This window comes from Sorangium sp. So ce296 (genome assembly GCF_051529605.1).
Classification (GTDB): Bacteria; Myxococcota_A; Polyangia; order Polyangiales; family Polyangiaceae; genus Sorangium; species Sorangium cellulosum_D.
Genome location: NZ_CP150325.1, coordinates 6900709 through 6925769, shown reverse-complemented (window position 1 = coordinate 6925769; position 25061 = coordinate 6900709). Strand labels below are relative to the sequence as shown.

Annotated in this window: 14 protein-coding genes; 5 read left to right on the top strand and 9 right to left on the bottom strand. The window is 68.4% G+C overall.

All coding sequences use genetic code 11. From position 1 onward, the window contains the following. Positions 1–3: 3 nt before the first annotated feature. Positions 4–579, top strand: coding sequence for a helix-turn-helix domain-containing protein (locus WME98_RS25790; protein WP_437954024.1), 576 nt, complete (start codon positions 4–6; stop codon positions 577–579). Here the strand turns inward: WME98_RS25790 and WME98_RS25785 are convergent. From WME98_RS25785 to WME98_RS25745, 9 genes are all read right to left on the bottom strand, one after another. Further along, positions 576–1484 (bottom strand): zinc-dependent alcohol dehydrogenase family protein, encoded by a 909-nt coding sequence (locus tag WME98_RS25785; RefSeq protein WP_437953716.1) that lies wholly within the window; start codon positions 1482–1484, stop codon positions 576–578. The two genes, WME98_RS25790 and WME98_RS25785, sit on opposite strands and share 4 nt — an antisense overlap. Positions 1485–2221: 737 nt before the next feature. Further along, positions 2222–2752 carry a hypothetical protein gene (locus tag WME98_RS25780; RefSeq protein WP_437953715.1) on the bottom strand — a complete coding sequence of 177 codons (531 nt, stop codon included), beginning with the start codon at positions 2750–2752 and terminating at the stop codon, positions 2222–2224. A gap of 476 nt (positions 2753–3228) precedes the next feature. Continuing rightward, positions 3229–4407, bottom strand: a complete 1179-nt coding sequence (locus WME98_RS25775; RefSeq protein WP_437953714.1) for an amidohydrolase family protein — start codon at positions 4405–4407, stop codon at positions 3229–3231. A 26-nt stretch (positions 4408–4433) separates the two neighbouring features. Continuing rightward, on the bottom strand, positions 4434–6659 hold the full coding sequence (locus WME98_RS25770; RefSeq protein WP_437953713.1) for a TOMM precursor leader peptide-binding protein: 2226 nt from the start codon (positions 6657–6659) through the stop codon (positions 4434–4436). 116 nt (positions 6660–6775) lie between these two features. Continuing rightward, complete coding sequence (locus tag WME98_RS25765; protein WP_437953712.1) at positions 6776–7738, bottom strand: BMA_0021/BMA_0022 family TOMM bacteriocin; 963 nt, start codon at positions 7736–7738, stop codon at positions 6776–6778. Between the two features lie 59 nt (positions 7739–7797). Continuing rightward, the gene (locus WME98_RS25760) at positions 7798–8985 is read right to left on the bottom strand and encodes an amidohydrolase family protein (protein WP_437953711.1); all 1188 of its coding nucleotides are present in this window, start codon (positions 8983–8985) and stop codon (positions 7798–7800) included. Positions 8986–9113: 128 nt separating this feature from the next. Beyond that, complete coding sequence (locus tag WME98_RS25755) at positions 9114–9860, bottom strand: BMA_0021/BMA_0022 family TOMM bacteriocin (protein ID WP_437953710.1); 747 nt, start codon at positions 9858–9860, stop codon at positions 9114–9116. Between the two features lie 3 nt (positions 9861–9863). After that, positions 9864–13925, bottom strand: a complete 4062-nt coding sequence (locus tag WME98_RS25750) for a TOMM system kinase/cyclase fusion protein (RefSeq protein ID WP_437953709.1) — start codon at positions 13923–13925, stop codon at positions 9864–9866. A 51-nt stretch (positions 13926–13976) separates the two neighbouring features. Next, complete coding sequence (locus WME98_RS25745; protein ID WP_437953708.1) at positions 13977–15734, bottom strand: sigma-54-dependent transcriptional regulator; 1758 nt, start codon at positions 15732–15734, stop codon at positions 13977–13979. 1194 nt (positions 15735–16928) lie between these two features. Here WME98_RS25745 and WME98_RS25740 point away from each other — a divergent pair. The 4 genes from WME98_RS25740 to WME98_RS25725 all read left to right on the top strand — a co-directional run bounded on the left by WME98_RS25740 (position 16929) and on the right by WME98_RS25725 (position 25026). Further along, positions 16929–21011 carry a TOMM system kinase/cyclase fusion protein gene (locus WME98_RS25740; RefSeq protein WP_437953707.1) on the top strand — a complete coding sequence of 1361 codons (4083 nt, stop codon included), beginning with the start codon at positions 16929–16931 and terminating at the stop codon, positions 21009–21011. 81 nt (positions 21012–21092) lie between these two features. After that, positions 21093–21539: a BMA_0021/BMA_0022 family TOMM bacteriocin gene (locus WME98_RS25735; protein WP_437953706.1), complete on the top strand. Its 447-nt coding sequence runs from the start codon at positions 21093–21095 to the stop codon at positions 21537–21539. A gap of 93 nt (positions 21540–21632) precedes the next feature. After that, a complete protein-coding gene (locus WME98_RS25730) occupies positions 21633–23849 on the top strand; it encodes a TOMM precursor leader peptide-binding protein (protein WP_437953705.1) in 2217 nt (738 codons plus the stop codon). Positions 23850–23907: 58 nt separating this feature from the next. After that, on the top strand, positions 23908–25026 hold the full coding sequence (locus WME98_RS25725) for an amidohydrolase family protein (protein WP_437953704.1): 1119 nt from the start codon (positions 23908–23910) through the stop codon (positions 25024–25026). Positions 25027–25061: the final 35 nt, after the last annotated feature.

The window sequence follows — 25061 nt, the reverse complement described above, 5'->3', positions numbered from 1 at the left end:
TCGATGCTCAGCCGGATCCGCTCGCGCTCCCTCGCCGAAGGGCTTGCGGGCCTACGCGACCATCGCGCGCACAACGGTCAGCGCAAGGTTTCTGCAGCGCACCGGCGGCGACTTGAGCAATTGCTCGACGCGAGCCCGCAGGACTTCGGCTGGGCACGGCCGACGTGGACGCGCGAACTGCTGGCGCTCCAGCTCGAACGCGACGCCGGGCTGCGCCTGAGCGTCGGCCACATCGGTCGGCTGTTACGAGCGATGGGAGCGCGCCGCGAGCGCCCCCGTCCCATCGTCCGCTGCCCGTGGCCGAAGCCGCGCGCGCGCCGCAGGATCGGAGCGATCCGCAAGCCGATCCGTAGCCTGTCCCGCGACGAGATCGCGTTCTGCGCCGACGAGATGGATGTCGACCTCAACCCGCGGCTCGGGCTCGACTGGATGCGGCGCGGTCGACAGAAGCGTGTGCTCACGCCCGGCAACAACCAGAAGCGCTACGTCGCTGGCGCGCTCACGATTAGAGCGCTATTCCTCCGCGGCCAGGCGCGCGAGCCTGCGCCGCGGTCGTCCCGTGATCGATCGTTCGCCTAGGCTTGGACGCGCACGACGACCTTGCCGACGGCGCCCCCCTTGAGATGGGCGACGGCCGCCGGGAGATCGCCCAAGTCATAGGTCGCGGCCACGACGGGTCGGATCCCGAGGCTATCGATGGCCCTTATCATGTCCTCCAGCGCTCGCCGGGGTCCTACGCCGATCGCGTTGATCGTCGCGCGGCGCAGGAGCAGGGGGCCAACCGGGGTCGAGATGCGGTCGCTGTCCAGAAGGCCGACGAGCAGGATCCTTCCGCCGTAGGCCAGGGCTTCGACGGACGTAGCGAGGTTCTCGCCCGCGGCCATCTCGATCACAGCGTCCGCGCCGCGGCCGCTCGTGAACGCCATGACCTCGCGATCCCAGCGGGGACGGGCGCGATAGTTGATGCCCGCGCGCGCGCCCAGGCTCAGGCCGAACGCCAGCTTCTCATCGCTGCTGGACGTCAAGATCACGTTCGCCCCGTGCGCTGCTGCGAACTGCAGCGCGAAGAGCGAAACGCCGCCCGTACCCTGCACGACCCAGGTCTGCCCCGCCCTCACCCGCCCGGTCTCCACGACAGCCATCCAGGCGGTCAGACCTGCCGTCGAAAGCGTGCTCGCCTCCTCGGGGCCGAGGGTCTGGGGCGCTGCGACAAGCATGTCTTCGCTGACCACCGCGAACTCGGCCAGGCGGCCCGAGACCGCGATGGTATTCGTGTGACGGCCCGGGGCCGCCCCGTCGATCCAGTCCGCGATGTCGACGCCGACCACCCGAGCGCCTATGGAAAACCGCATCGCGAGCGGTCCGAGCTCCACGACCTGCCCGGCGAAGTCGCTTCCTGGCACATGGGGGTGCGCCAGCTCGCCTATGCGGCCTTCCCACATCAGAAGATCGCGGTAGTTCAGCGAGACCGCCTGGATCCTCACCAGGACCTCACGAGGCCCAGGCTCGGGCCTCCGAGCATCGCGGAGCGTCAGGCTCCGGACGCCTGGGGCATCGAGCTCCCAGCGCCGCATGCGCGGCTTCTGCGGCGCTTGTCCGGCGTGGGTGGACTTCGGTGTCGTGAGACCTGAACTGATCATCTCGTGCCTCCTGTGCATCGACGGCAATTCGTCCTTGCGGAGATTTAGCCGTCGCGCCGGCGGCGCTGCAGTGGATCAGTTCGTGAGGCTCCCTCTCGTAAAACGAGAGGCTGCCGTCGCCTCGGCGGGCCGTGAAGGGCGATTGGCGGGCCTCGCCATCGCCTCCTCCAGGCAGATGCTGAACACGGCGCGCGGCCCGCCAGGCCCGGTCGCGGTGGCTCGATGAAGAACTGAGGCCGGGAGCTTGTACTCCACGATGATGGCGAACTGCTGCGGGAAGCCCTGACTGACGACGCCGGACACGAAGCTCCCTTCGCCAGCGTGACCTCGGCGAGGTTCCGCGCGTCGATCCTGTTGACGATGCCGAGCAGCAGGGTGCGAGAGGCCTCGACGAGCCGCCCGGGCCCCCGGAGAGGGGATCGCCGCGCGGGGTGCGCGCGGGGCGGAGGCCCCGCCTCAGACCTCGGCCCATCCCCCACCCCCGCGCGGCGAACACCCTCTCCGGGGGCTCGAGGAGACCCGGGCGGGGCGTCGACGGGCTCCTGGCCGATGGGTCGATCGTCAACCGCCGCTACCCGGGGTCAATCTTGGTTCACCGTAATCGTGGGAACCGTGTTTGAAGAGGCGCTGTAGCTGTAGGTTATCAGAACTTCGGACATGCAGATCGGCAAAACCGGCGGCGGGTAAGGCGTTGGCGTATCCAGCGCGGAGAAGCGAAATCCGTTGATTCCTCCGGCGGCGACCAGCTTTGAATTCGACAGGCTCGCAATCTCACCCTGGTAAAGGTCATCCGTTATTGTAAACTTACAACTGGCCTTGGAGGGGTCGGGCGGACCGTTGTCGAGCCAGTAGCCCACAGCCGCATCATCGAAAGGGTTGGGGCTTGGAACCTTGCCAAGCGTGACCGTGAAGCTCGATCCATATCGAATAGTGCACGTCGTGCTCGTGTTTTGCACCTGGATTCCCAAACTCTGATCCTCGTAATGCGCGCATTGGAGAGATACCCACTTAGGAAGCAACATTTGTATCGTCACTTGATTGTCCACAACATAAATATTCGAATAGCTAGGATTGGGATCAATGTCGTGCCGCGAGCCTTGGGGTTTCGTCATGGCGAGACACCTCTGATTTGATATTCAACAGCCCCCGTGTGCCGAGGGATCGAGAACAACCAACAAAACCTGCTCCGTGCCCCGGCGGGAGCGCCCCGAATGCTGCTGTCCCACGCCTGTCCGGAGGAGCTCGCCCCCGGTGGTGCGGCGGCGAGCCCCATGCAACGCCGCCTCACCGTCGCTGTATTGCGTACTGCAACGCTCGTGCCGCTTGGAGGCCTGGGCGGCATAGGCCGAGGCGGTGACGCGGGCCAGCGCCCGCACCGTTGGAAGCAGGAGATACCGACTGGAGGTCTGCGTCTCTTCGAGAAGCGCCGTGTCTATCGAAGACGCAGGCGCCAGGAGACGCCAGCGTCGGACGCCCTGCGTCTCTTCAAGAAGCGAGTTTTCGTGGAGGCGCGCCTCGCAGGCCGTGTCCGTACCGCCGTGGGATCACCGGACAATGCCTACGCAAGGCTCGTCCAGCGTAAGACGCCTTACGTGCCCTGCCCCGCGCCGGGATCGATGCCCAAGAGGCCGCACGGGCTGTCCCAGAGGATCGCCCCCAGCGCCTCGTCCCCGAGCGCGCCCCGCAGCGCCATCATCTCGTCGACCATCCCGGGCCCGTGATCGAGGTGCGGGAAATCGGTCCCGAACACCATCCGCGTCGCGCCGATCTCCCTCACAACCCGGTCGAGCATCGCCTCGCCGGGCTCGAGCGCGATCCAGCACTGCCGCTGGAAGTACTCCGAGGGCGGCCGGCGCACCCGGCCGCGCACCTCGCCGCGCATCTGCGCGTATTCGACGTGATCGAGCCGCCAGAGCCAGTAAGGCAGAAAGCCGCACCCCGCCTCGAGCAGGCCCACCCGCAGCGCCGGGTGGGCCTCGAGCACGCCGCCCTCGACGAGCGAGAGCAGCGCCATCATCGCCTCCATCGGGTGCGAGCACGCGTGCTGGCCGAAGCGCGTCTCGAAGCGATCGGCCCCCGCCGTGGTGACGCGCGCGTGCGTTCCCTCGTGGAGGAGCACGGCGATCCCGTGGTGCGCGCACGCCGCCCAGAACCGCGCGTGGGCAGGCGCGCTCAGGGTGCGGCCCTGCACCGGGTTGGGCCGGAGCACCACGGCGCGCGCGCCGTCGCGCGCCGCCTGCTCCAGATCGCCCGCCATCGCCTCCGGATCGTGGCGCGAGAGCAACGCCGGGCCGTGGAGCCTGTCCGGCGCGCTCGCGCAGAAGTCGCCCAGCCATCGGTTGTAGGCGCGGGCGTAGGCGCGCGAGCGCTCGGCGCCGATGCCGTCGTCGTGGACGAGATAGGACGCGTACGTCGGGAGCAGGACGGCGACGTCGACGCCGGTCGCGTCCATCTCGGCGAGGTGCCCCTCGGGCCTCTCCGAGGCGGCGAGGAGCTCGCGGCGGCGCTCGGCGGCGAGCCCCAGCTCGATGTAGGCCGCCTCCGGGACGCGCAGGATCGGTGCGCCGTCGACGCAGAGGATGGGGGGCGTGGGCAAGAGCGCGTGCTCGCCCAGACGGCGCATCCGCGCGGCCAGCGGCTCGGGCGGCCCGAAGGGCGCGAGCCGAGGCGCATACGCCCGCATCGCTGATGGCAGGTACTCCGCCCATAGGGCCACGGGCTCGGAGACGTGACGGTCGATATCGAGGATCCGGAAGCCATCTCGCATGCGCAGCTCCTCGGCGGCTATCGGGGCTAGACGAACAGAGGGACCGGGTTGAGCTCGCCCTCCTCGAGCGGGCGGGGGAGCCACCCCAGCGCGCACGGCACCTGGTACAGCCTCCCCGGGCCGAACCGGGGCCAGAAATGGCGCAGCCCCGGGACGATCACCTGGACCACGGGCAAGCCGATGTCGGGGCGGGTCTTGTCCACCGCGACGAGCTCCAGGCCCGCCTCGTCGAGACGCCTCAGGCACCCTTCGATGTCGGCGCGCAGATCGGCGCCGCCGATCCGGGGCAGGCGCTCGGCCGCGACCCGGGGGAGATCCGGGCTCGGGAAGAGATGCGCGCGGCCCTGCAGCCGCTCGTGATCCCACGGAGCCCGGCGCGCGCCCCCGGGATCGAAGAGCTGGTTCAGCTCGGTGAGCGATCGCTGCACGGCGAGGCGCGGGTCGAGGTGGCAGCCGAACCCGATGGTGAACCGATCCTCCCGGGCCTCGTGGGCGAGCGCGACGCAGGTGGGAATACCGAGGTCGTGCGTCAGGTCGAGCACCCAGACGGCCCAGCCGAGGCGGGCGTAGTCCGCCTGGAGGGCCTCGAAGTACGGATCCCCAAAGCTGTCGAGCTCTATGGCCGGGCGCGCGAGCCGGTTGTACCACCAGACCGCGGCGGCATCGCGCTCCACGAGCTCGAGCAAGGCCTGCAGCACGGCCTCTTCGAGGCAGGTGCCGGCCGCCACGCCGTTGCTGCAGGGGCCGCAGAACGCGGCGCCGCTCTCGGCCGGAGCCTCGGCGTAGCAGTAGGCCAGCGGGGCGTAGCGCCGCTCGCGCTTGCTCAGCGACCACGCCGGGGTCCAGTCGATCCGGGTGCTCGCATCGAGCGGCTCCGGCACCCACTGCCGGCGATCCGCGGCCCGCGCGTTGAGGCGAGCGCGCTCGCGGTACTGGGCCTCGCTGAAGTTCAGCAGGTCGCCGAGCGCGAGCGCCGCCGCGCCGAGCTCGTCCTTGCTGGCGCGCACGCGCGCCTCGTCCCCCTGGTACACGCCGCTGTAGCGCTCGAGGGCCTCGCAGAGCGCGCTCACCCGGGCCTGGTCCGCGCTGCGCCCCTTGCCAGCGCAGCCCTTGTCGAAGACGTTGGTGCTCGGAACGCTCTCCCGAGGGCAGACGAGGTAACCGGACGCGTACACGGCGCGGAGCTCGGTGTCCCGACCCGGCATGGGGACGAGGTGCGTCACGGCGCCCGTGATCGGGCTGACGAGGTGCTGATAGCGCTCGTAGGTGCGCCGCGGGTTCTGCCGGCGATATCCGCCATCCTCGAAATGCGCCTTCTCGACCGGCTGCAATTCGATCGGGCGCTCGCCGACGGCCGCCATTCGCGCCGGATCTCCGCACGCCGGGCATTGCGGCCTCCGGACCACCGCGTGCGCGGTGAGCTGGAACGTGACCAGATCCAGGGCGAGCACCCGGGCGCTGAGCGCGTGGGGAGAGCTCGTGTCCTGCCGGGCGAGCGCGCGAGCGATGGCCGAGGCGCCGAGCCCGCACGCGGTCCGGACGCTCGCCTCGGTGGCCGCCCCGGGGAGAGCGATGTGGCCCTCGTGCCCCCGGCGCCGGCGAACGAGCTCCTCGACCGGGCGGTTCTGGCGCATCCAGAACGCGAGGCACTCCCAGCAGGGGCCGGCGCCTGGCTCGAAGCCGGGCCCGAGGAGCGGCTGGACGCCGGCAGGCTTGATCAGGAACCAGCGCGCGCCCTCGCGCAGCGCGCGGCGGTTGATCGAGGCGAGCTCGGGCCGCAGAGGGTCGTCGGTCACGACCACCGTCAGGGCCGCCTCGCCGTCGATCCGCGCGCCCGCCTGTTCGAGCGCCTCGGTCATCCACCCGGCGAAAGCGGCTTCGCCGAGGGCCAGGACCGATACCGGAGTGCGGCTCAGGGCCTCGGCGGCCGCCCTGCCGTCGAGACCCACCCCGTGCCAGAACGCCGCGCGCTCGGAGGGGAGCTCCGGCGTTGCGGGGACCAGGTAGCCGCGCTCCGCGAGCCGGCTCAGGGTGTACAGGGCCTCGGGCTCGGAGATCCGGCCGGCCGCGGCGCGCAGGATCTCGTCCACGGTGCGGCGGCCGTCGACGAGCGCCGCCACCTCGGCGGTGCAGGCGCCGGAGAGGACGAAGCGCTCGCGCTCGCCGATCAGGAATATCGCCCCGGTCTCCATGCGCTCGACGCGCAGGGTGGGCTTGAACGCCAGCACCTGGCTCAGCTCCAGAGGGTCCATCGTCGGTCCTTGTCTCAGCCGTCAACGAACGCAGGTGAACGGGGTCGCCGCGACCGCGGCGCTGCGCCCCGGCCAGAGCTCCCCCCATCGTTCCTCCGCCGCCATCGTCGCCTCCATCAGCAGCAGCACGTGAAAGGGTACTCTGCTCCCGTGGCGTTGTAGACGGCGAGGGCGATGGCCTCGGAGCCCACGTCGCTCGGCTTCGGGGGCAGATAGAGCGTGAGCGTGTGAGGCTGGAGCGAATCCCAGTAAGACTGATGGTCCTTGTCGAGCGGAGATCCCGGCCGACGCCACCGGGCTGCGCCATCGTCCTCGACGCGCAGGCTCATCTTCCAAGGTAGACTGTAACCTCGGATGGTTTGCAGCGCTGATGCAGGGTCGATCTCGAGCGCCCGTCTAAACTCCTCGTCGCTCCAGGCTTTGGCCATCGCCGCAAGAAGCACGACGTTGAGCTCGGCGAACGAGGTGTCGTCGGGAACGAAGCCTCCTGCAGGAGGGCCGCTGTGGAGGCCGACGCGCTCTTGACCCGCCTGTTCGCCCTCATGATGGCGCGCCTCGGGCTCTCGCCCTCGTTCGCGGCGACCGGGGTGCTGCAGCTCCCCGTGGTCCGCCCGGAGCGCCCGGCGGTCGAACACACCCTCTTTCGCCTGAGAGCGTACATGAACCCCGTGCTGGTCGTACTCCTGGCTCCAGTGATCGCTGAACAGCGACGGGCGCTGCTTGTAATAATCCGAGAGCGCCCTCGAGTACTCCTCCGGATGTACATCTTCCCGCAGACCACCGTTTCCTGGACGAGCTGCGGAGCCCTTGGGCGCGAGCGGCAGGCGCAGCGTCAGGCAGTCGAGCAGGTCCCTGGGCCAGACCCACTCGTCGCGAATCCACCTGAACTCCTCGCCCGCTCGTGCGATCTGGAGCTCGCACGTCCTTGGCCACGGCCAGATATAGCCAAAGCGATCCTTGAGCGCGGAAGTGGGATTGTCCCCGGTCAACTCCTTACCAAAACCGCTCGGATCGGCCCACGCTTCTGCGATCGCGCGCAGGTACGTCGTGCGAAACTCCATTAATTTGTTCATGCTCATGATCCTCTCCTTCGTGACCGTCTATCGCAATCTCTTACAGGCGACGGGGAAGCGCTCGTTCACGCGCCGCGCGGGCGCGCGGCTTCCGATAGCCCCATGAGCCGCGCAGGGTTGTCCCACAAGGCTGCCCGGAGCACGTCGTCGGCAAGCGGCGCGCCGCCGTCGAACAACCTGGCGACGATCGCGGGATCGTGGTCGACGTGGGGGAAGTCCGTGCCGAAGACGACGCGATCCTTGCCGATGGCCTCGACGCAGTGCGCGAGCATCGCCTCGCCCGGCTCGAAGGCGATCCAGCACTGGCGGCGGAAGTAGCTCGAGGGGCGCCGGTTCACGCGACCGCTGACCTCGTTGCTGAGCTGCGCATACTCGATCTCGTCGAGGCGCCAGAGCCAGTAGGGCAGCCACCCGCAGCCCGACTCGAGGAAGCCGACGCGGAGGCCCGGATGGCGCTCGAGGACGCCTCCTTCGAGCAGGGCGAGGAACGCCATCATCGCCTCCATCGGATGAGAGCAGGCATGCTGGGCGAAGTGCGTCTGGAAGCGCGAGGCGCCGGCCGTCTGCACGCGCGTGTGCGTCCCCTCGTGCAGCAGCAGCGGGACGTCGTTCGCCTCGCAGGCCGCGAAGAAGGGCTCCAGCTCCGGCGCGCCGAGGGTCTTCCCGCGGACCGGGTTCGGCCGGATCACCGCGGCGCTGAGGCCGTCCGCGAGGCCGGCCTCGAGGTCCGCGACCATGTGCGCGGGATCGTGGCGCGAGAGGAACGCGGCCCCCTTCAGCCGGGTCGGGGCTCGCCGGCACTGGTCCGCGAGCCAGCGGTTGTAGGCGCTCGCGTAGGCGCGGGAGCGGTCCGCGTCGATCTCCTCATCATACACCAAAAAGCCCGTGTAGGTCGGGTGCAGCACGGCGACGTCGACCCCTGCCTCGTCCATCGCCGCGAGCTGGCCGGCCGCCGTCTCCGCGGCGATCAGCTCTCGGCGGTGCTCCTCCGCATGGAGCCCGACCTCGATGTAGCCCACCTCGGTCATCCCCCGACAGATGGGCTTTCCACCGACCGTGACCACCGGCGGGGTCGGCAAGAGGGCGTGGTCTCCCAGCCGGTCCAGGCGAGCCCGGAGGGGCTCGTCCGGCGGCGAGAGGGGGCGGACGTCCGGCGCGGCGTCGCGGTGCTTCGCCGGCAGGTACTCCGGCCAGAGCCCCATGGGCTCCATGACGTGGCGGTCGATGTCGATGATCGCAATCCCGTTGCGCACACAACCCTCTTCCTACGAGTAACTTGTCCGGAGCTCCATGCGGTGGAGAGGACGCGCCGCAGGCCGTCCTGCGGCATCGGATGGCTCGAGCCTGTCCTTCGCGCCCGATCTTGACGGCGATCGCGGGATCAAGCGCAGGTGAACGGGTACTGGGGACCCGTGTCGTTGTACGCGGCGAGGGCGATCGGCCAGTCGTGCTGCTCCTTGGGCGGCGCCGGGATATATACGGTGATCTCGTTGTAGGGGGGCCGCCCGGATTCGAACTCGCTCCACGTCTTCGGGGAGAACCTCAGCCTGAAGTTCCATGGAACGATGATGCTCAGCGATTTCTGTACGAGATCCCGAGCGTCATTCGAGGCGAAGAGCTCCTTCGCGAACTCCTGATGGGCCCATGTCATCGCGAGGATGCGGGAGGTGATCACCCCGAAATTGGCGAAGTCATCGGGCGCCTGGCTCTTCCCGTCCGTCGCCGCGCCGAGCAGGGACGGGAACCTCTCGCAGTAAACGCCGAGGGCGTCCGCGAGGCCTGGAATCGACTCGTGCGGCTGCTCCGGCCGCTCCGGCAAGTAGATGTGGAACTCGTCGCCGACGCCGAACCAGCCCAGCACCTCGTTCGGCCGCCACTGGGGCCTGGGCGTCGTGGCGATCGTGAACTTCACTTTGTAAGGAAACTTGAAATTGTAGTTCTTCTCGAGGAGGGGGAGCGCGCCCCTGCTGTGCTCGTGCCCCGCGGAGCACGCGACCAGCTCGTTCAGAAACGCCTCGTCGCGCCAGGCGCGCGCTATGGCTCGCAGGTAGGCGGCGCGTAAACGGGGAAACGGGGCGGAGTCGCCGCTCATGGTCTCATAGTCTCTGTGCTCGTGCGTCGTGCTCATGGATCACTCCTCGATGAGAGATGCATTCAGATCAGGAAACAAGCCGTGGAGCTGCGTCAATCGGCGCACGAGCGCGGCGTCGTCCCCGAAAATACGCCGGTGCTCCTGGATCGCCGCCGCCTCGAAGCGGTACATGCCTCGCTCGCCGGCCAGCAGGCGAGCCCGGGCGAGCAGCGCTCGGACGAAGTCCCGATCGGGCTTCGAGAGGCGCGTCTCATAGCGCGCGCGGCGCCGTATGAGCTCCACCTCGAAAAAGTGCTCGCTGAGCTCGGCGCACATCGAAAGGCAGGTCTCCACGTGGGCGATCGCCTGGTGCAGATGGCCGGCGTCTGCTTCGATGTCCGCCAGAAAAGACCCGTAATAGGTGAGCGCCAGGTTGCAGTGGAGAGACTTGAGGATCCCGATGATCGCCTCGACACCCTGCAGGTCCCCCGCGGCCCACGACGCGAGGGCCGCGCCGTAGCCCTCGAAGGCAGGCAGCCCGTATGCCTTGGAAGCCTCGAGCAGCTCGCCCGTCGTCTTGCGCACCGCGGGCTTGTCGCCGCTCATGTGCTGAATCTGGCTGAGATAGAGCAACGCGATCCCGAGGGACGGGACGTGGTTGATCTCCCGCGCCCAGGCGATCGCCTCGTTCGCGAGCTGAAACGCCCGCGTCGTCCGCCCCATACCCCACTGCACCCATGCGAGCTGACCCGAGGCCCAGACGCGGCAGTCCATGCCGAAAGCCGAGCCCTGCTTCGCGTCGCGCGCCGGGTCATACAGGTGGAGCGCCCTGTCGAACCATGTCTCGGCGTCCAGAAACCGCCCCTCCGCATGGAAGCCCACGCCTTTGGCCGTCGCGGCCACGCACTGGAGGGACGGGTCCTCGATCCGGTCGGCGAACGCCACGAGCTCGTCGGCCACTTGCCGGCACGCCGCGCGCTCGCTCGCCACGTGGTAGTGCATGTACAGACCGAAGAGGGTGGAGACGGTGTGCTCGGTCGCCTTGCTCCCGGGGAGCAGCGCCCGGGACTTCTCGGCCAGCGCGCGCACGTCGGGGGAGGCCCAGCCCTGCGTCGACATCAAGGCCTGCAGGCGGACGCTGTTGGCGCCGAGCTCGGCTTCCACCCGCTCGGCGGCCGGCAGCGCCTCGATCCACTCGACGACGTTGGAGGCGTGCGCGCTGGCCTCGGCGTAGGCCGAGCGCTCGAGCGCCTGCTCGGCTGCCTGCTGGGCGTACCCGATGGCCTCCCGCTTCTGCTCCGCCGCCGCGTGATGGTGCGCGAGCAGATCCGGCCGCGTCCGGACCACCTCCGGAAACCCCTCCTCCAGCGTCTGAGCGATGCGCGCGTGGATCCGCTGCCGCGCGCCGGTCGACAGCGACTCGTACGCCGCGTCCCGCATGAGCGCGTGCTTGAACATCCCCACCGCCTCCTTGCCCCGCCGCCTGCGCAGCGCGAGCCCCGCGCTCGTCAGGCGCTCCAGATCCTCCGCCACCGCCTCCGGGCCGAGCGGGCTCGCGGCCGAGAGCACCTTGAGGCTGAACTCCCGGCCCAGCGCCGCCGCGAGCTGGGCCGTCTGCTTGGCGCGCGCGAGCCGATCCAGGCGCGCCGTGAGCAGCGCCCGCAGCGTCCCCGGGATCGCCGCGCCCGAGAGCGGCCGGGTGAGCTCGTAGCGATCGTCCCGCTCCACCAGGAGCAGCGCGTCGAGCATCATCCGGAGCAGCTCCTCCGCGAAGAGCGGCACCCCGTCCGCGCGGTCCGTCACCTGCTCGATCACCGCGGGAGGCAGCGCCTTGTCGCCCACCAGCCCGGCGAGCATCTCCTCCATCTGCGGGCGCTCCAGGCGGCTCAGCGGGAGCAGCAGCACGTCGGCCGTCGAGAACGACGGCGAGAACTCGGGGCGCGCCGTCATGACGGCGCACAGCGGGACCGCCGGCGCCTCGCGAACGAGCTGCGCGAGAAACTCCATCGTGGTGGGATCGGCCCAGTGCAAGTCTTCGGCCAACAGGAGGACGGGCCGCTCGTCGGCCATCGCGAGGAGCAGCGACGCGACCGCCTTGAGCGTCAGCGCCTTCTGCCGCTGCGCCGAGACGTCGAGCGGTGCGTACGGCGCGCCGAGGGGCAGCGAGAAGAGCGGCACGAAGAGCGGCATGGCCTCGGCGAGCGCGAGGCCGTGGCCGGTGAGCTCCCCCTCGAGCCGCGCGATCTTGCTGCCCGCGTCGGGCTCCTGGTCGAGCCCGAGCGCGCGTTCGAGGAGCTCGATCACCGGGCGGAGGGGGCTGTTCTGCGTGTCGGGCGAGCACCGCGCCTCAAGGAAGGTGTGGTCGTCGCGCGCGATCCGGTGGCGCAGCGCGCGCGAAAGGCAGCTCTTGCCGATGCCGGCCTCGCCGGTGATGAGGCTCGCCTGGCCCGCCCCCTCGCACGCGCGGCGCCACCGCTCCAGGAGGAGTCCGAGCTCCTGATCTCGGCCGCAGATCGGCGCGCTCGAGCCGTCGGGGGTCGGCCACCTCGCCGCGTCGCCGTGCTCCTGCCGGAGGCGGAAGGTCTCCACCGGCGCCGCGATCCCCTCCATGGAGCGGATCCCCTCGCTCTCGAGGTCGAAGGAGGCGCGCAGCAGCGCTTGCGACGCGGCGCTGACCGTCACGGCGCCCGGCGGCGCCAGCGCGGCGAGCCGCGCGGCGAGCCGCGGGGTGGCGCCGGTGACGAGGCACGCGCCGTCGAGATCCCCCAGGTTCCCGTCGACGACCAGGCCGGTGTGGAGGCCGACGCTCGCCGCGATCCGGACGCCCCGCGCGGCGCTCGTCGGGTCCTCGGTCTGCTCGGTAGGCACGGCGCTGGCCATCGCCAGCGCCGCGCGGGCAGCGCGCTTGGCGTCGTCCTCGGCCGCGCTGGGGTAGCCGAAGTAGACGAGCAGATCGTCGCCGAACGCCGCGGCCACGTACCCGCCGTGCCGGCGCCCGATGTCCGCGCAGAGGGTGAGCGCCGCGCGCAGCGGATCGTCCAGCGCCTCGGCGTCGGCGGCCTGCCCGGCGGCCGCGCGGGCCCTCAGGTGACAGCAGAGCGCCGTCAGCTGCCGGCGCTCGCCGTCGACCGCGGGCGCCCTCCGTCGGTCGAGTGGCGCGGCGACCGTCGCGGCCGAGGCGACCGACCGCGTGTCCGCGCCGGTCGAGGGGTCGCCGGCGCCGCCGAGCATCGCCTCGCGCGACAGGCCGCGCAGGCTGCAAGCCTCGAGCGCCTCGAAGAGCCCGCGGGCGGTGACGTCGCGCGCGCCTTCGTCCTTGCGGAGCGCGCGGGCGAGCAGGTCGCCGAGCGGGTGGCGCTCGAGCGCGGCGGGGAGCGGGACGGGCTCGGGGCCGAGCAGCCGATAGAAGATCTCGGCCTCCGTGCCGCCGTAGACCCGCGCGCCCGTCAGGCACTCGAGGAACACGAGGCCCCACGAGAACAGATCCGCGCGCGGCGAAGGCTCGGCGCCGCGCCACTGCTCCGGCGCCCCGTAGCCCGGCGTGCCCAGCGCGTCGTGGCTGCCGGTCAGGCGCATGGATCGTCCGTCGTCGAGCGCGGCGCCGATCCCGAAGTCGAGCACCAGCGCGTTGCGGCGGGCGCCCGTGGGGATCACCATGATGTTGCTGGGCTTGAGGTCGCGGTGGACCACGCCCGCCGCGTGGGCGCAGGCGAGGGCGTCGAGCACCTGGAGCATCAGGTGCCGCGCCTCGGACGGCGCGAGCGCGCCCTCGCGCTCGAGCAGCGCGGCGAGGTCGTCGCCGGGCGCGAAGGCGAACGCGGTGTAGAGGGTCCCGTCCTCGATCTGCCCCGCGTCGACGAGCTGGACGATGTTGGGGTGGTGAAGCTGGGCGCAGAGCCGCGTCTCGCGCAGGAAGCGCGCGGCCCGCCTGTCGGCCTGCGCGGCGCCGCCCTGCTCGGCGAGGCGCAGGATCTTCAAGGCGATCGGCTGCCCGGTGGTGAGCTGGCGGGCCTTGTGCACCACGCCGAAGCCGCCTTCGCCGAGCTTGGTCAGGACCTCGTAGCGCCCCGCGAACGTGGCGCCTGGTGCGAGTGCTGCATCGTTTGCAACGTAGCGCTGCATGCTCGAGCTCTTCGTCGCCGGAGGCGCGCGGAGCGCGCCGGCACCTCTCCGTCAGGGCTCCTTGTCGGCGTCGAGCACCGCCAGGAGATCCGGATCGACCTCGCCCCCGAGCAGGTCCAGGACCTCGCGCACCCGCGAGAGCTCGCGGCGCAGCGCCCGGTGGTGGTTGCGGTTCTTGAGCAGCGGCTCCTGGCCGAGCAGCGTGAAGGCGTCGTCGCGGTTGCCCGTCCGCTGCACCGCCGCGCCCAGGACCATGCCCCGGAAGGCGTCGGTCAGCTCGAGCGGGAGCGGGGCGCCGCCGCCGCGGCGCCGCTCGGCCTCGCTCACGAAGCTGAGCGCCGCCCGCCAGAGCAGCTTGACGAGCGCGCTCGGCTCGGCGTCGCCGTCGAAGGTGAGCGCGCGCTCGACGTGGCGCCGCTGGATCACGAGATCGCCCCCCAGGCCGCTCTGCCCCGCGAGCTGGAGCGCGTAGGCGCGCCGGACGATGTTGTCGAGCTGCCGCAGGTTGCCCGGCCACGGCGCGGACACGAGGAGCTTCATGGCCTCGGGCTCGAAGCGCGCCGCGCCCTTGCCGTCGGCCTCCTGGTGGCGCCGGTTCAGCATGTACTCGGCCCAGCGCGGGAGCTCGTCGAGCCGCTCGGCGAGCGGGAGCAGCCGCACCGGCAGGACGTTGATGCGGTAATACAGGTCCTCGCGGAAGCGGCCGGCGCGCACGGCGGCGCGCAGATCGGCGTTGGTGCCGACGAGGAGGCGCGCGTCGGCGCGGCGCTCCCCTGCCCCGTCGTCGCCCAGCATCCGGTAGGCGCGCTCCTCGATGAAGCGCAGGAGGCCCGCCTGGGCCTTGAGCGAGAGCTTGTCGATCTCGTCGAGGAAGAGCGTGCCCTTCGCGGCGCGGGCGACCGCGCCCGGGTTGTCCTTGACCGCGCCGGTGAAGGCGCCGCGCTTCCAGCCGAACAGCTCGGCCATCTGCAGGTCCTCGGGCACGCCGAGGAGGTCCAGCGATTCGAAGGGCTGGCCCCGTCGCTGCGAGTGCTCGTGGCACCAGCGCGCGAGCCTGGATTTGCCGGCGCCGGTCGGGCCGGTGATGAGGATGGTGTCGTCCCGCGGGGCGAAGGCGCGGAGCAGCTCGACGAGGTGCGCGGTGCTCTGACCGACGACCGGCAGGAACTCGTCCGGGCTCGCCGGCTCGTTCGAGCGGAGCGGCAGCGCGCGGGCGGCGATGAACGCCCCGGCGATGCTGGCGAGGATCTCCAGCCCCTCGTGGCACTCCGCCCAGGGGAGCTCGCGTCCGGCGGTCCCCCTGCAGCTCGCCTCGAGGGTGATCATGCCGTCGACGCTGCCGCCGGGCGCGCGCAGCGGGACGACGTGCACGTGGGTCGCGTCGCGATCGAGCATGCGCTTGCGCGTGGCGTCGCCGGGCACGCCGGCCGCCTCCGACGGGTCGCGGAGCTCGATCGCCCCGTCGCGCATCCAGGAGCGGATCGAGGCGCGCTGGACGTCGATCGAGACCGAACAGCGGTGCTGCTCGATCCAGCTCCAGACGCTGCCGGAGGTGAGATAGCCGGTGCCCTCGATGCGCGCGCCGCTCGCGCGGTCGATGCCGAAGAGGCGCTGGTAGGTGCCCTCGGGGCGGAGGTGGACGACGCCGCGCAGGATCCGCGCGCGGCTGGCGAGCGGGCCGTCGGCGAGCGCCTCCTCGACGCAGGCGAACATGGCCTGGAGGACCGCCGTGGCCGCTTCCTCGAAGTACGTGGCCGACACGAGGCGCGGGACGAGCGCGGTGAAGATCTCGTCACGGGATACGGTCACGGTAGGCAGCAGGTAAGCAGGATAGCGGGGGCGGGTCCAGGTGGAACGACCACGCTGGTGTCCCCCGCGGACGCAGCGCGTCCGGGCGGGACGCGGGCCGCCTGCTGGCTCGGAGGTCGTGGGAGCGCCGGCGTCCTGCGCGAGGGATTGCGGGCGCCGCCGCGGGTCCGAGGGGCGGGCGCGGAAGAGGTGGCCGAATGCGATGCGCGGGCGCCGCCCGGGGCTGGAGGGCGCGGCCCTTGAGCCCTGCGCCGCGCTCAGCGCGGCGCAGGCGCAGCCACGGCCCCGATGACCGGCTCGACGACGCGGAGGCGCCGGTCGAGCGCGACGAGGTGCAACATCCGGAGATCCTCGTCGAGCGCTTTTGCGTGCGACAAGCCCCAACCAGGGCAAGTGAGCGCTCCCCGCCGCCAGAGCTCCCCGGGTCATAGGTACGGGCGACATCTTTCGGACCGGGAGAGACGTCTCCGAACGCCGCCCACAGGAGCCGTGTCATCACATCCTCAAGCCGCTCCGGATCCCCTCCTCGGTCCGCTCTTCCTCCCAGGCGAACGGCCCATGCGGCCGCCTGAATTAGGCGACCGCCCGGAATGGTGACGTCAACGGCATCTTGACGGAGTGCCGTCCGGCCAGACGGCAAGGACTCGTCGGCAAGAAGTTGCCCGCACCGGGCGGCGAGGACTTAAGAACCTGGCACCTGAGAACGCGTTACATGCATTCAGGTCGCTGAGCCTGTCGCGCCAAGCAAAGACGATGCCCCACGGCTCTGTCGAGGCGGCTCCCGGGAAGAAAGCAAACGTAGCTCTCGGCCTTGATCTCGATACACCTCGGCGCGGTGCACGAGCCCGAAGGGGCCGCCTTCACGCGACAACCTTCAGGAGTTCGTTCAAAGCGGCCCGGCTTCGCCCCCGGCCGATCCACATCCTACCAGCACTCTGCAGATTTCCAGCCTAGCGCGCTCGACGCCGTGATCCGGGCACGCTCGCCATGACCGGAAGCCTCTCATGCAGGAGTCGCTCCTGGGACCTGAAGCGAGCAGACCCATGCGCATGACGCGTCGTGCAGGGCTGATCGCGACGGGTCAGCGCGGGATGGAGGGGGTCAGATTCCAGTGAAAACAAAAACCGTTGCGACGCCCACGAATTTCCATGTAGGTAGGGTGTAGGCAGTATTCCACGCGCAACGGAGGCAGGGGTGAGCTCGGACTCTCGACAGAAGATCGGCGCGGTGCTTGGAGACCGTTACGAGATTCTCGCCGAGCTGGGTGAAGGCGGCTTCGGGACCGTCTACAAGGCGCGGCAACTCGCGACGGGCCAGTCCGTGGCCATCAAGGTGCTGCAGCTCGGGTCGAGCGGCGCGGCGCAGGCGCGCGAGAAGCGCGTGGCGCGCTTCCAGCGTGAGATGCAGCTCTGCGGGCAGCTCCACCACCCGAACATCGTCCGCCTCATCGACTCGGGGCAGGCGGACGAAGCCGTCGTCTATTCGGTCTTCCAGTTCGTGCCTGGCAAGGATCTCGCCCAGGTCCTCGCCGAGGAAGGCCCGCTGGATCCGCGCGAAGCGCGGCATTTTATGCTGCAGATCCTCGACGCGCTCGGCTGCGCGCACGCGCAGGGTGTGATCCACCGGGATCTCAAGCCCGCGAACCTCATGGTCATCCCCACCGGCGCCCGGCGCAACGTGCTCGTGCTCGATTTCGGGATCGGGGCGCTCACGGAGGATGCGAAGCGCGACGAGAAGACGCGGATCACGCTGACCAACGAGTCCGTGGGCACGCCTGCGTACGCCGCGCCCGAGCAGCTCCGCGGTCAGCCTCCGACGCCGCGCTCCGATCTGTATGCGTGGGGCCTGGTCTTCCTCGAGTGCCTGACCGGCAAGCGCGTGATCGCTGGCGACACGGCCGCTGACGTGATCTTCAACCAGCTCTCCGCCGAGCCTGTCGCCATCCCTGCGGCCATCCTCGATCATCCGCTCGGGGACATCCTCCGACGCGTGACGGCCAAGGACGCGGCCGCGCGCAACGTCACGACCGCGGGGCTCCTGCGTGAGCTCGAGGAGTGCGACGTGAGCGGGCTGCGGGCCAGGAGCGGATCTGCGCGCCTCCAGCCCGCGGCGTCGGACATGCAGACTGCAACGGTGGAGCTCGCAGGCGCGGGTACCGGCGGAGGGCTCTCCAAGCGGCTGATCGAGGGCGAGCGGCGCCAGATCACGGCCGTGTGCTGCACCCTCTCGGCGTCGAGCACCGGGCACGGACCTGTGGACACGGAGGAGCTCGAGCAGCTCCTCGGCCTCCAGCAGGAGGCGTGCACGATGATCGCTCGCCGCTTCAACGGCCACGCCGCCGGCGTGCTGGGCGACAGGGTGCTGTTCTACTTCGGCTACCCGACAGCGCGCGAGGACGCCGCGCGGCGCGCGGCCGAGGCGGCGCGTGAGATGGCGGCGGATCTGCTCCGGCGAAGAGAGGCGCTCGAGACGGAGCGCAAGATCCGCATCGAGCTCAGCATCGGGATCCACACGGGGTTCGTGATCGCGCGCGAGCTGCGCGATCCGACGATCGTCGGCCTCGGCTACGTCGTGGGGACGACGCCGAAGCTCGCCGCGCAGCTCAGCGCCGCGGCGGGGCCCGGCAGCATCCTCGTGAGCGGGGAGACCCGGCGGCTGCTCCGCAAGCACTTCGCGCTGGAGGAGGACGGCACCCGCTCACTCGAGGGCTTCGACACGCCGGTCGCGGTCTTTCAGCTGCGGGAGGGGAGCGCGTCCGGTGGGCTCCGAGAAGTGCCCCTCGTCGGCCGCGCGCGAGAGCTGGACATGCTGCTGGAGCGCTGGGGACGCGTCGGCGGCGGCGCAGGCCAGGCCGTCCTTATCACCGGTGAGCCGGGCATCGGCAAGTCGCGCCTCGCCCGCGAGCTCGAGGAGAAGATCGGGGACGAGCCGCACATCTGGCTGGAGAGCCGCTGCACGCCGGATAGCGCGAACAGCGCGTTCTACCCGATCGTCGATCTGCTGGATCGCCTGATGGATCCGCGTCACGAGGCGAAAGCCGAAGACCGGGCGAACAAGCTGGAGGCGCTGCTCTCGCTCCACGGCTTCGATCTGGCCGAGGCGATGCCGCTCTTCGTGCCGCTCCTGTCGATCCCGCTCCCGAAAAAGTGGGCGCCGCTCGACGTCTCGCCCCAGAAGCAACGGGAGCTGACGCGCAACGCCGTGCTCTCGCTGCTCTTTGAGATGGCCGAAAAGGAGCCGGTCGCGCTGTTCATCGAGGATCTACACTGGGCCGATCCGAGCACGCTGGAGCTGCTCGGCCAGCTCGTCGGCGAGGTGGGGTCGGCCCAGGTGCTCGCGATCTTCACCGCGCGGCCGGAGCTCGTGCCGCCATGGTCGCCGACGGCGGTGCAGCAGATCCAGCTCGGGCGCTTCGGCCGGCCGGAGGTCGAGCAGATGGCGACGAAGGTCACCCACGATCGCGCGGTGCCGGCGGAGGTGCTGGACGCCATCGCGAGCCGCACCGATGGCGTGCCGCTCTTCGTCGAGGAGCTGGTGCTGGCGATGATTGAGGCTGGCGCGCTGGTGGAGAAGGAAGGGCGCTACGCGCTGGCGAAGCCGCTGTCGGAGGTGGCGATCCCGGGCACGCTGCGCGACCTGCTCGTGGCGCGGCTCGATCGGCTGGGCAGGGCCAAGGAGACGGCGCAGGTCGCGGCGGCGATCGGGCGGGAGTTCACGTTCGAGTTGCTCCGCACGGTGAGCCCGCGGAGCGAGGCCGAGGCGCAGCAGGACCTGGACAAGCTGGTCGCGGCGGAGCTGGTGCACCGTAAGAGGCGGCTGAGGAGCGCGGCGTACCTGTTCAAGCACGCGCTGGTGCGGGACGCGGCGTACGAGTCGATGCTCAGGCGGTCGCGCCAGCAGGTGCACGCGAGGATCGCGAAGGCGCTGGAGGAAAAGTTCCCGGAGGTGGTCAGCGAGCGTCCCGAGCTGCTGGCTCATCACCACGCAGGTGCGGAGCAGGAGCGGGAGGCGATCGGGTATGCGCAGAAGGCAGCAACGGCGATGCTGCAACGTTCAGCGTACGCCGAAGCCGCGGGGCAGATTACACAGGCGCTCCCGTGGGTGGAGGCCATCTACGATCCGGCGGATCGAGCCACGGTGGAGCTAGAGCTGGATTCGCTCCTGATGCCTGCCATGATGGCATCGCTCGGCTATGGGGATCCACGAGTCGAGACGTTGGCCGCGCGTATCCTGGTTCTCAACGACTCAATTGGCACGAATCGACATAAATTTGTATCCCTGTGGGCTCTCACCAACTATCATCATTTGCAATCGCGTCGCGCCAAGGCACTGGAGCTTGGAGAGCGATTGGTCAAGCTGGCCAAGGAATCCGGAGATACATCGCAAGAGTCCGCAGCCCAGAGCATGCTGGCGCAGTGCCTAATCATGGAGGGCCGCATGGTAGAAGCTCGCGCAGCGGCGGAGCGCTCGATCTCGTTATACGACCCGTCGCGGCACCGTCACGTCGCTTTGGTCTATGGAATCGATCCCAAGACGATGGCTCACCTGATGCTAGGAACCGCGCTGGCATCGCTCGGCTACATCGATCGAGCGGTGGACGAGTTCGAGCATGGCGTGGCGTGGGCACGAGAGCTGAACCAACCAGACATGTTGGCGTTCAGCCTGTTCTTTTCCATGATTGGCTACCGTATGCGTCGTGAGCCGACGCGAGTCCTCGAGGTGACTGAAGAAGCGATCGCAGTGGCGGAGCGGTACGGTTTGCCCTTCAGCAAGGCATACGCGGAGATTCTTCGCTGCTGGGTCACACGCGATCTGGCCGAGATCGCACGTGTACTCCATGCCTTCGAGGCGGCGGGCCAGCTGGCAGGGAAGCCCTTTCTCTTGTCAATCCTCGCCGAAGCTGAGGCCTCGAATGGGCGAGTCGAAGTCGCGCTGGAACGCCTCGACGAGGCGCTGCGGTTCTCCGAGCAGCACGGCGATTTCTGGCTCCTGTCTGGGGTACTACGCTTGAAAGGTATATTCCTGCTGAAGAAGGATCCAGGAGCGATTGACGAGGCTGAGGTATGTTTCCGTCGCGCTGTGGCCGTTGCGCAGCGTCAATGCGCCAAGGCGGAAGAGCTCGAAGCAACGGTTGAGCTAGCGCGCTTGCTTGGGCAGCAGGGCAGGACAAGAGAGGCGCACCAGATGCTCTCAGCATTGTATGGCTGGTTCACCGAAGGACTCGAAACCCAAAACTTACGTGAGGCGCGTGCTCTTCTCGAGAATCTCACCTCTTGAGGCGAGCTGACTGGAGAGCCGCGATCGCGCATCACAGAGACAGCCGGTGACGGGATAGACGTGTCGAAGAGGAGTATCGAAATGAGCGACGACAACAATGTAAAGTCTTTTCAGGTACCTCACCTCAAGGAGCCTCAGCTCGGGGAGCCCGTTCCAGTCGAAGATCCTATCCAGGGAATCCGAGGCGCGCTCGAGTGGCAGAATGCTTGGATGACAGCGATCGCACTTGTATGGTCGGACGACACTGGAGAACTACAAGATGCTCTGATCGAGGATCCGGAAACCTTTTTCAAGAAGCAATGCAAGTATACCCTCCCCGCTGGCATCCAGCTCACGGTTCGTCTCATGCCTGAGAAAGATGACAAGGGCGATAAAAACGAATGGAATACCGAGAAGCGACAATGGTGGATGTCGAAAAGCGAGGTGGTGATGTACCTGCCGCCTGCCCCAGCCGACGAAAAGCAGCGCCCGGTTGCGCTATCGACCTACGCCGCGACGGGCAGGGCCTACCCTTTCACCTTTTGCTGAGCCGGGTCCGGCCTGATCGTCCCCACGTTACGGGTGCCGGTCGGTGATGTCCCTCCCAGGCGCCGCGCTGCTTCTGGAGCGCGCGATTGTTCCATGATCACACCCCAAGTTGATCCGTTGCAAAAGGTTCTCCGGTTCAAGCGTCACTTGCTGCCTCGCCTCCTCGATGACGAACGGGTCTTTTTGATAGGCGGCCTCGATCCAGTCATGCTAAAAGGTCGCACATACGCTCTCGTCGTACCGCTCATCGACGGTCGCAGAACGGTCGCCCAGATACTCGCGGAGCTCTCGGAGCGCGCACCACCGCCGAACATTCTATTCACTCTGGTAACGCTGGAGAGAGATGGGTATGTCGTGGCGGTGTCGCCGTCGCTCTCTGCGAGGGCCGCCGCCTTCTGGGAGGCGCAGGGAGTGGACGCGGACCGCGCTTCAGCGCGCCTCGCTTCGACGCCCGTCACGGTACATGGGATGTCCCGCATGGCAGATCCTGTCGTCGATGCCTTACGCGGGGTCGGAACGCGTGTTCAGGACGATGCGCTCGTTCACGTCGTCGTCGTGGACGATTACCTTGATTCCAGGCTTGAGGACTTCAATCGACGTTCCCTCCAGCGGGGCCTTTGCTGGACGCTGCTCAAGCCTGCCGGGCTTACCGCCTGGCTCGGACCAGTCTTCCGCCCCGGGACGGGACCTTGCTGGAACTGCATGGCCTGTCGTCTGCGCATCAACCGACCCGTGGAGGCTTATCTCGAGCGCCATGCGATGGAACAGTCTGTGTGCTCGTGGACGCAGCCGGAGGTGCCGACCAGCATACAGGCGAGTGTCAGCCTTGCCGCGATTGCGCTCTCGAACTGGATCGTGAATGATGGCGCAGGTCCTCTGGATGACCTTCTCACAGTAGATCTTCTGCGCTTCTCGACCCAGTCTCACGCTGTGGTTCGCTACCCTCAATGTCCAGCGTGTGGCGCCCCTGCTCTCGCGACGGAACGCGTGAGCGCGCCGGTTGTCCTCGAGTGCCGCCCGAAGCGTTTCACCGACGACGGTGGCCATCGCACGGCTACACCAGAGGAAACATGGCAGCGGTTTGCCAAACAGGTGAGCCCCGTGACGGGAGTTGTCGCAAGCGTTGGTCCTATACCCGAGCGTGATCACCCTCTCCGGCCGGTGTATGGCGCAGCCTATCGCGTCTGCCCGGTGCACGCCGCGCCGTCATTTGACGATTTTCATCGGGTGGCGATGGGCAAGGGACGCACGAGCGCCCAGGCACGCGCGAGCGCGCTCTGCGAGGCAATCGAGCGTCATAGCTTGTGCTTTCGAGGAGACGAACCTCGCCGGCGTGCCTGCTTCGATGAGCTCGATGACGAAGGTGTTCACCCGGACGAGCTGCAGAATTTCAGCGAAGCGCAGTTCCGTCAACGAGACCGTATCAACGCGGGAGCCGCGGACAAGAATCGACGTGTGCCAATGCCCTTCGATCCGTCGATCTCCATCGAATGGTCGCCGGTCTGGTCGTTGACCCACGGCCGTAGGCGATGGATCCCTACTTCCTATTGCTACACAGAGCTGCCTGTACCACCGGAAGAGCGATTCTGCTATGTCAACCCAAACGGGAACGCCGCAGGCAATTGCCTAGAGGAGGCGATTCTTCAGGGATTTCTCGAGCTTGTGGAACGCGATGCCGTCGCGATCTGGTGGTACAATCGCTTACGCCGCCCCAGGGTTGACCTGGCGAGCTTTTCTGAGTCGTATTTTCTCGATCTCGAGGCGCACTATCGTTCCATGAAGCGCCGCATATTTGTACTGGATATTACCACCGATCTGGGAATTCCTGCTTTTGCCGCCTTGGGACTGAGCGAAGGAGGCGTGCAGTGGCACATTGGGTTCGGTTGTCATATCGATGCTCGACTCGGTGTGCAGCGAGCGCTGACCGAGCTCAATCAGCTCTTTGATCCGGATCCTTCAGCGCCGGTCCCCTGGGATGTGGAACAGCTCACCGACACGAGCTTTCTGCTCCCGGACGAGACGGTGCCAGCGCGTGCGCGGGACCACTTCCCCCTGACGCACCGCGCCGATCTGCGCGATGATGTTCTTGACTGCGTCGCGCGCGCCAGCCGCGCTGGTCTGGAGACGCTGGTGCTCGACCAGACACGCCTTGACGTTGGGCTGTGCGCAGTCAAGGTCATCGTGCCTGGACTGCGCCTTTTATGGCCGCGCTTCGGGCGGGGACGGCTGTACGACGTCCCCGTGCGCATCGGGCTACTGGAAGAACGCCTCACCGAGGCTGAGCTCAACCCAGTCGCCCTTTATCTCTGATCCAGAGATGGGCTCTATGAGTAACTCTAAGCGAGTTCTGGACGCTGATCGGCACGTCATGGAGCCGATCGAACTGTGGAAGCAGTTCCTTCCGGTTGAGCTGCGCGCACACGCGCCGTACCTCGCTCAAGCAGTGGTTGAGGGGACGCTCGACGAACGAGTCCGCCGGTATGGTCCCAAAGCACTGTTTCCAATATCTCCAGTTCTTATGCTTGATGGTAAGCCTGTGTGGCATGATCTGTCGCAGCGCGCGCAGGTGGAGATGTCATGGTCCAGCTACGAGAGGCGCGCACAGATTGTTGCCGTGGCACGTCCCGAGGGCCAGCTCGAAGCCATGGATCGAACCGGGGTCGAAGTAGCATTTTTGTATCCGACCCTTTCGTTGTACCTGTTGGGCGTTGATTCGCTGGAGGCGAACCTAGGCGCCGCCTTCGCTAGAGCCTACAATGACTGGCTGCGTGGCTATTGCAGCCGAAATCCCGCCCGGTTGCAGGGCGTGGGATTGCTAAGTACTCATGATCCTGTGTCGATGGCTGACGAGGTCGAGCGTGTGGCAGGATTTGGCTGGAGGGCGGTGGTGGTTCTGCCGAACCCCGTGAAGGGGCGGCGAGGGCTTTCAGATCCAGCGTACGAACCTGTCTGGGCGGCCTGTGAACGGCTCTCCATGGCGGTCGCGGTGCACGCAGGCACACACTCGCGCTTGCCCACGTCCGGCGCGGACAGGTTCGAGAGTCATTTCGCTCTGCACGCGTGCGCGCATCCTATGGAACAGATGATGGCCTTTCTCGCCCTCACCGAGGGTGGAGTGCTTGAGCGCCATCCGCAGCTCCGTGTGGCGTTTCTCGAAGCGGGCTGCGGATGGCTGCTGTACTGGCTCTACCGGCTCGACGAGGTCGAGTACGTCCATCATGGCGGCGAGGTGGCGGAGACCGTGAAGCGCAAGCCTTCGGAGTACTTCAGACGGCAGTGCTTCGTCTCGATCGAACCGGACGAGCCCTACCTACCCGCCGTCGTCGCGCATCTCGGTGCAGAGAACCTCCTCTTCGGCACGGATTTTCCGCATGGTGATCATAGCGATGACATTGTCGAAGAGGCGCTCGGTCTCGTGAAGGTGCTGCCCGAGGCTGTCGTGCGGAAGATCCTCTGGGATAACCCAGCGCGCTTTTACGGGCTGTAGCCTCAGATCGAGTCGCCTACCTCGCGGGCGAGTAC

Coding starts and splice junctions, on each gene's coding strand:
- WME98_RS25790 (WP_437954024.1), top strand. CDS start 4: ATGCTCAGCCGGATCCGCTCGCGCTCCCTCGCCGAAGGGCTTGCGGGC.
- WME98_RS25780 (WP_437953715.1), bottom strand. CDS start 2,752: ATGACGAAACCCCAAGGCTCGCGGCACGACATTGATCCCAATCCTAGC.
- WME98_RS25775 (WP_437953714.1), bottom strand. CDS start 4,407: ATGCGAGATGGCTTCCGGATCCTCGATATCGACCGTCACGTCTCCGAG.
- WME98_RS25770 (WP_437953713.1), bottom strand. CDS start 6,659: ATGGACCCTCTGGAGCTGAGCCAGGTGCTGGCGTTCAAGCCCACCCTG.
- WME98_RS25765 (WP_437953712.1), bottom strand. CDS start 7,738: ATGAGCATGAACAAATTAATGGAGTTTCGCACGACGTACCTGCGCGCG.
- WME98_RS25755 (WP_437953710.1), bottom strand. CDS start 9,860: ATGAGCACGACGCACGAGCACAGAGACTATGAGACCATGAGCGGCGAC.
- WME98_RS25750 (WP_437953709.1), bottom strand. CDS start 13,925: ATGCAGCGCTACGTTGCAAACGATGCAGCACTCGCACCAGGCGCCACG.
- WME98_RS25735 (WP_437953706.1), top strand. CDS start 21,093: ATGAGCGACGACAACAATGTAAAGTCTTTTCAGGTACCTCACCTCAAG.
- WME98_RS25730 (WP_437953705.1), top strand. CDS start 21,633: ATGATCACACCCCAAGTTGATCCGTTGCAAAAGGTTCTCCGGTTCAAG.
- WME98_RS25725 (WP_437953704.1), top strand. CDS start 23,908: ATGGAGCCGATCGAACTGTGGAAGCAGTTCCTTCCGGTTGAGCTGCGC.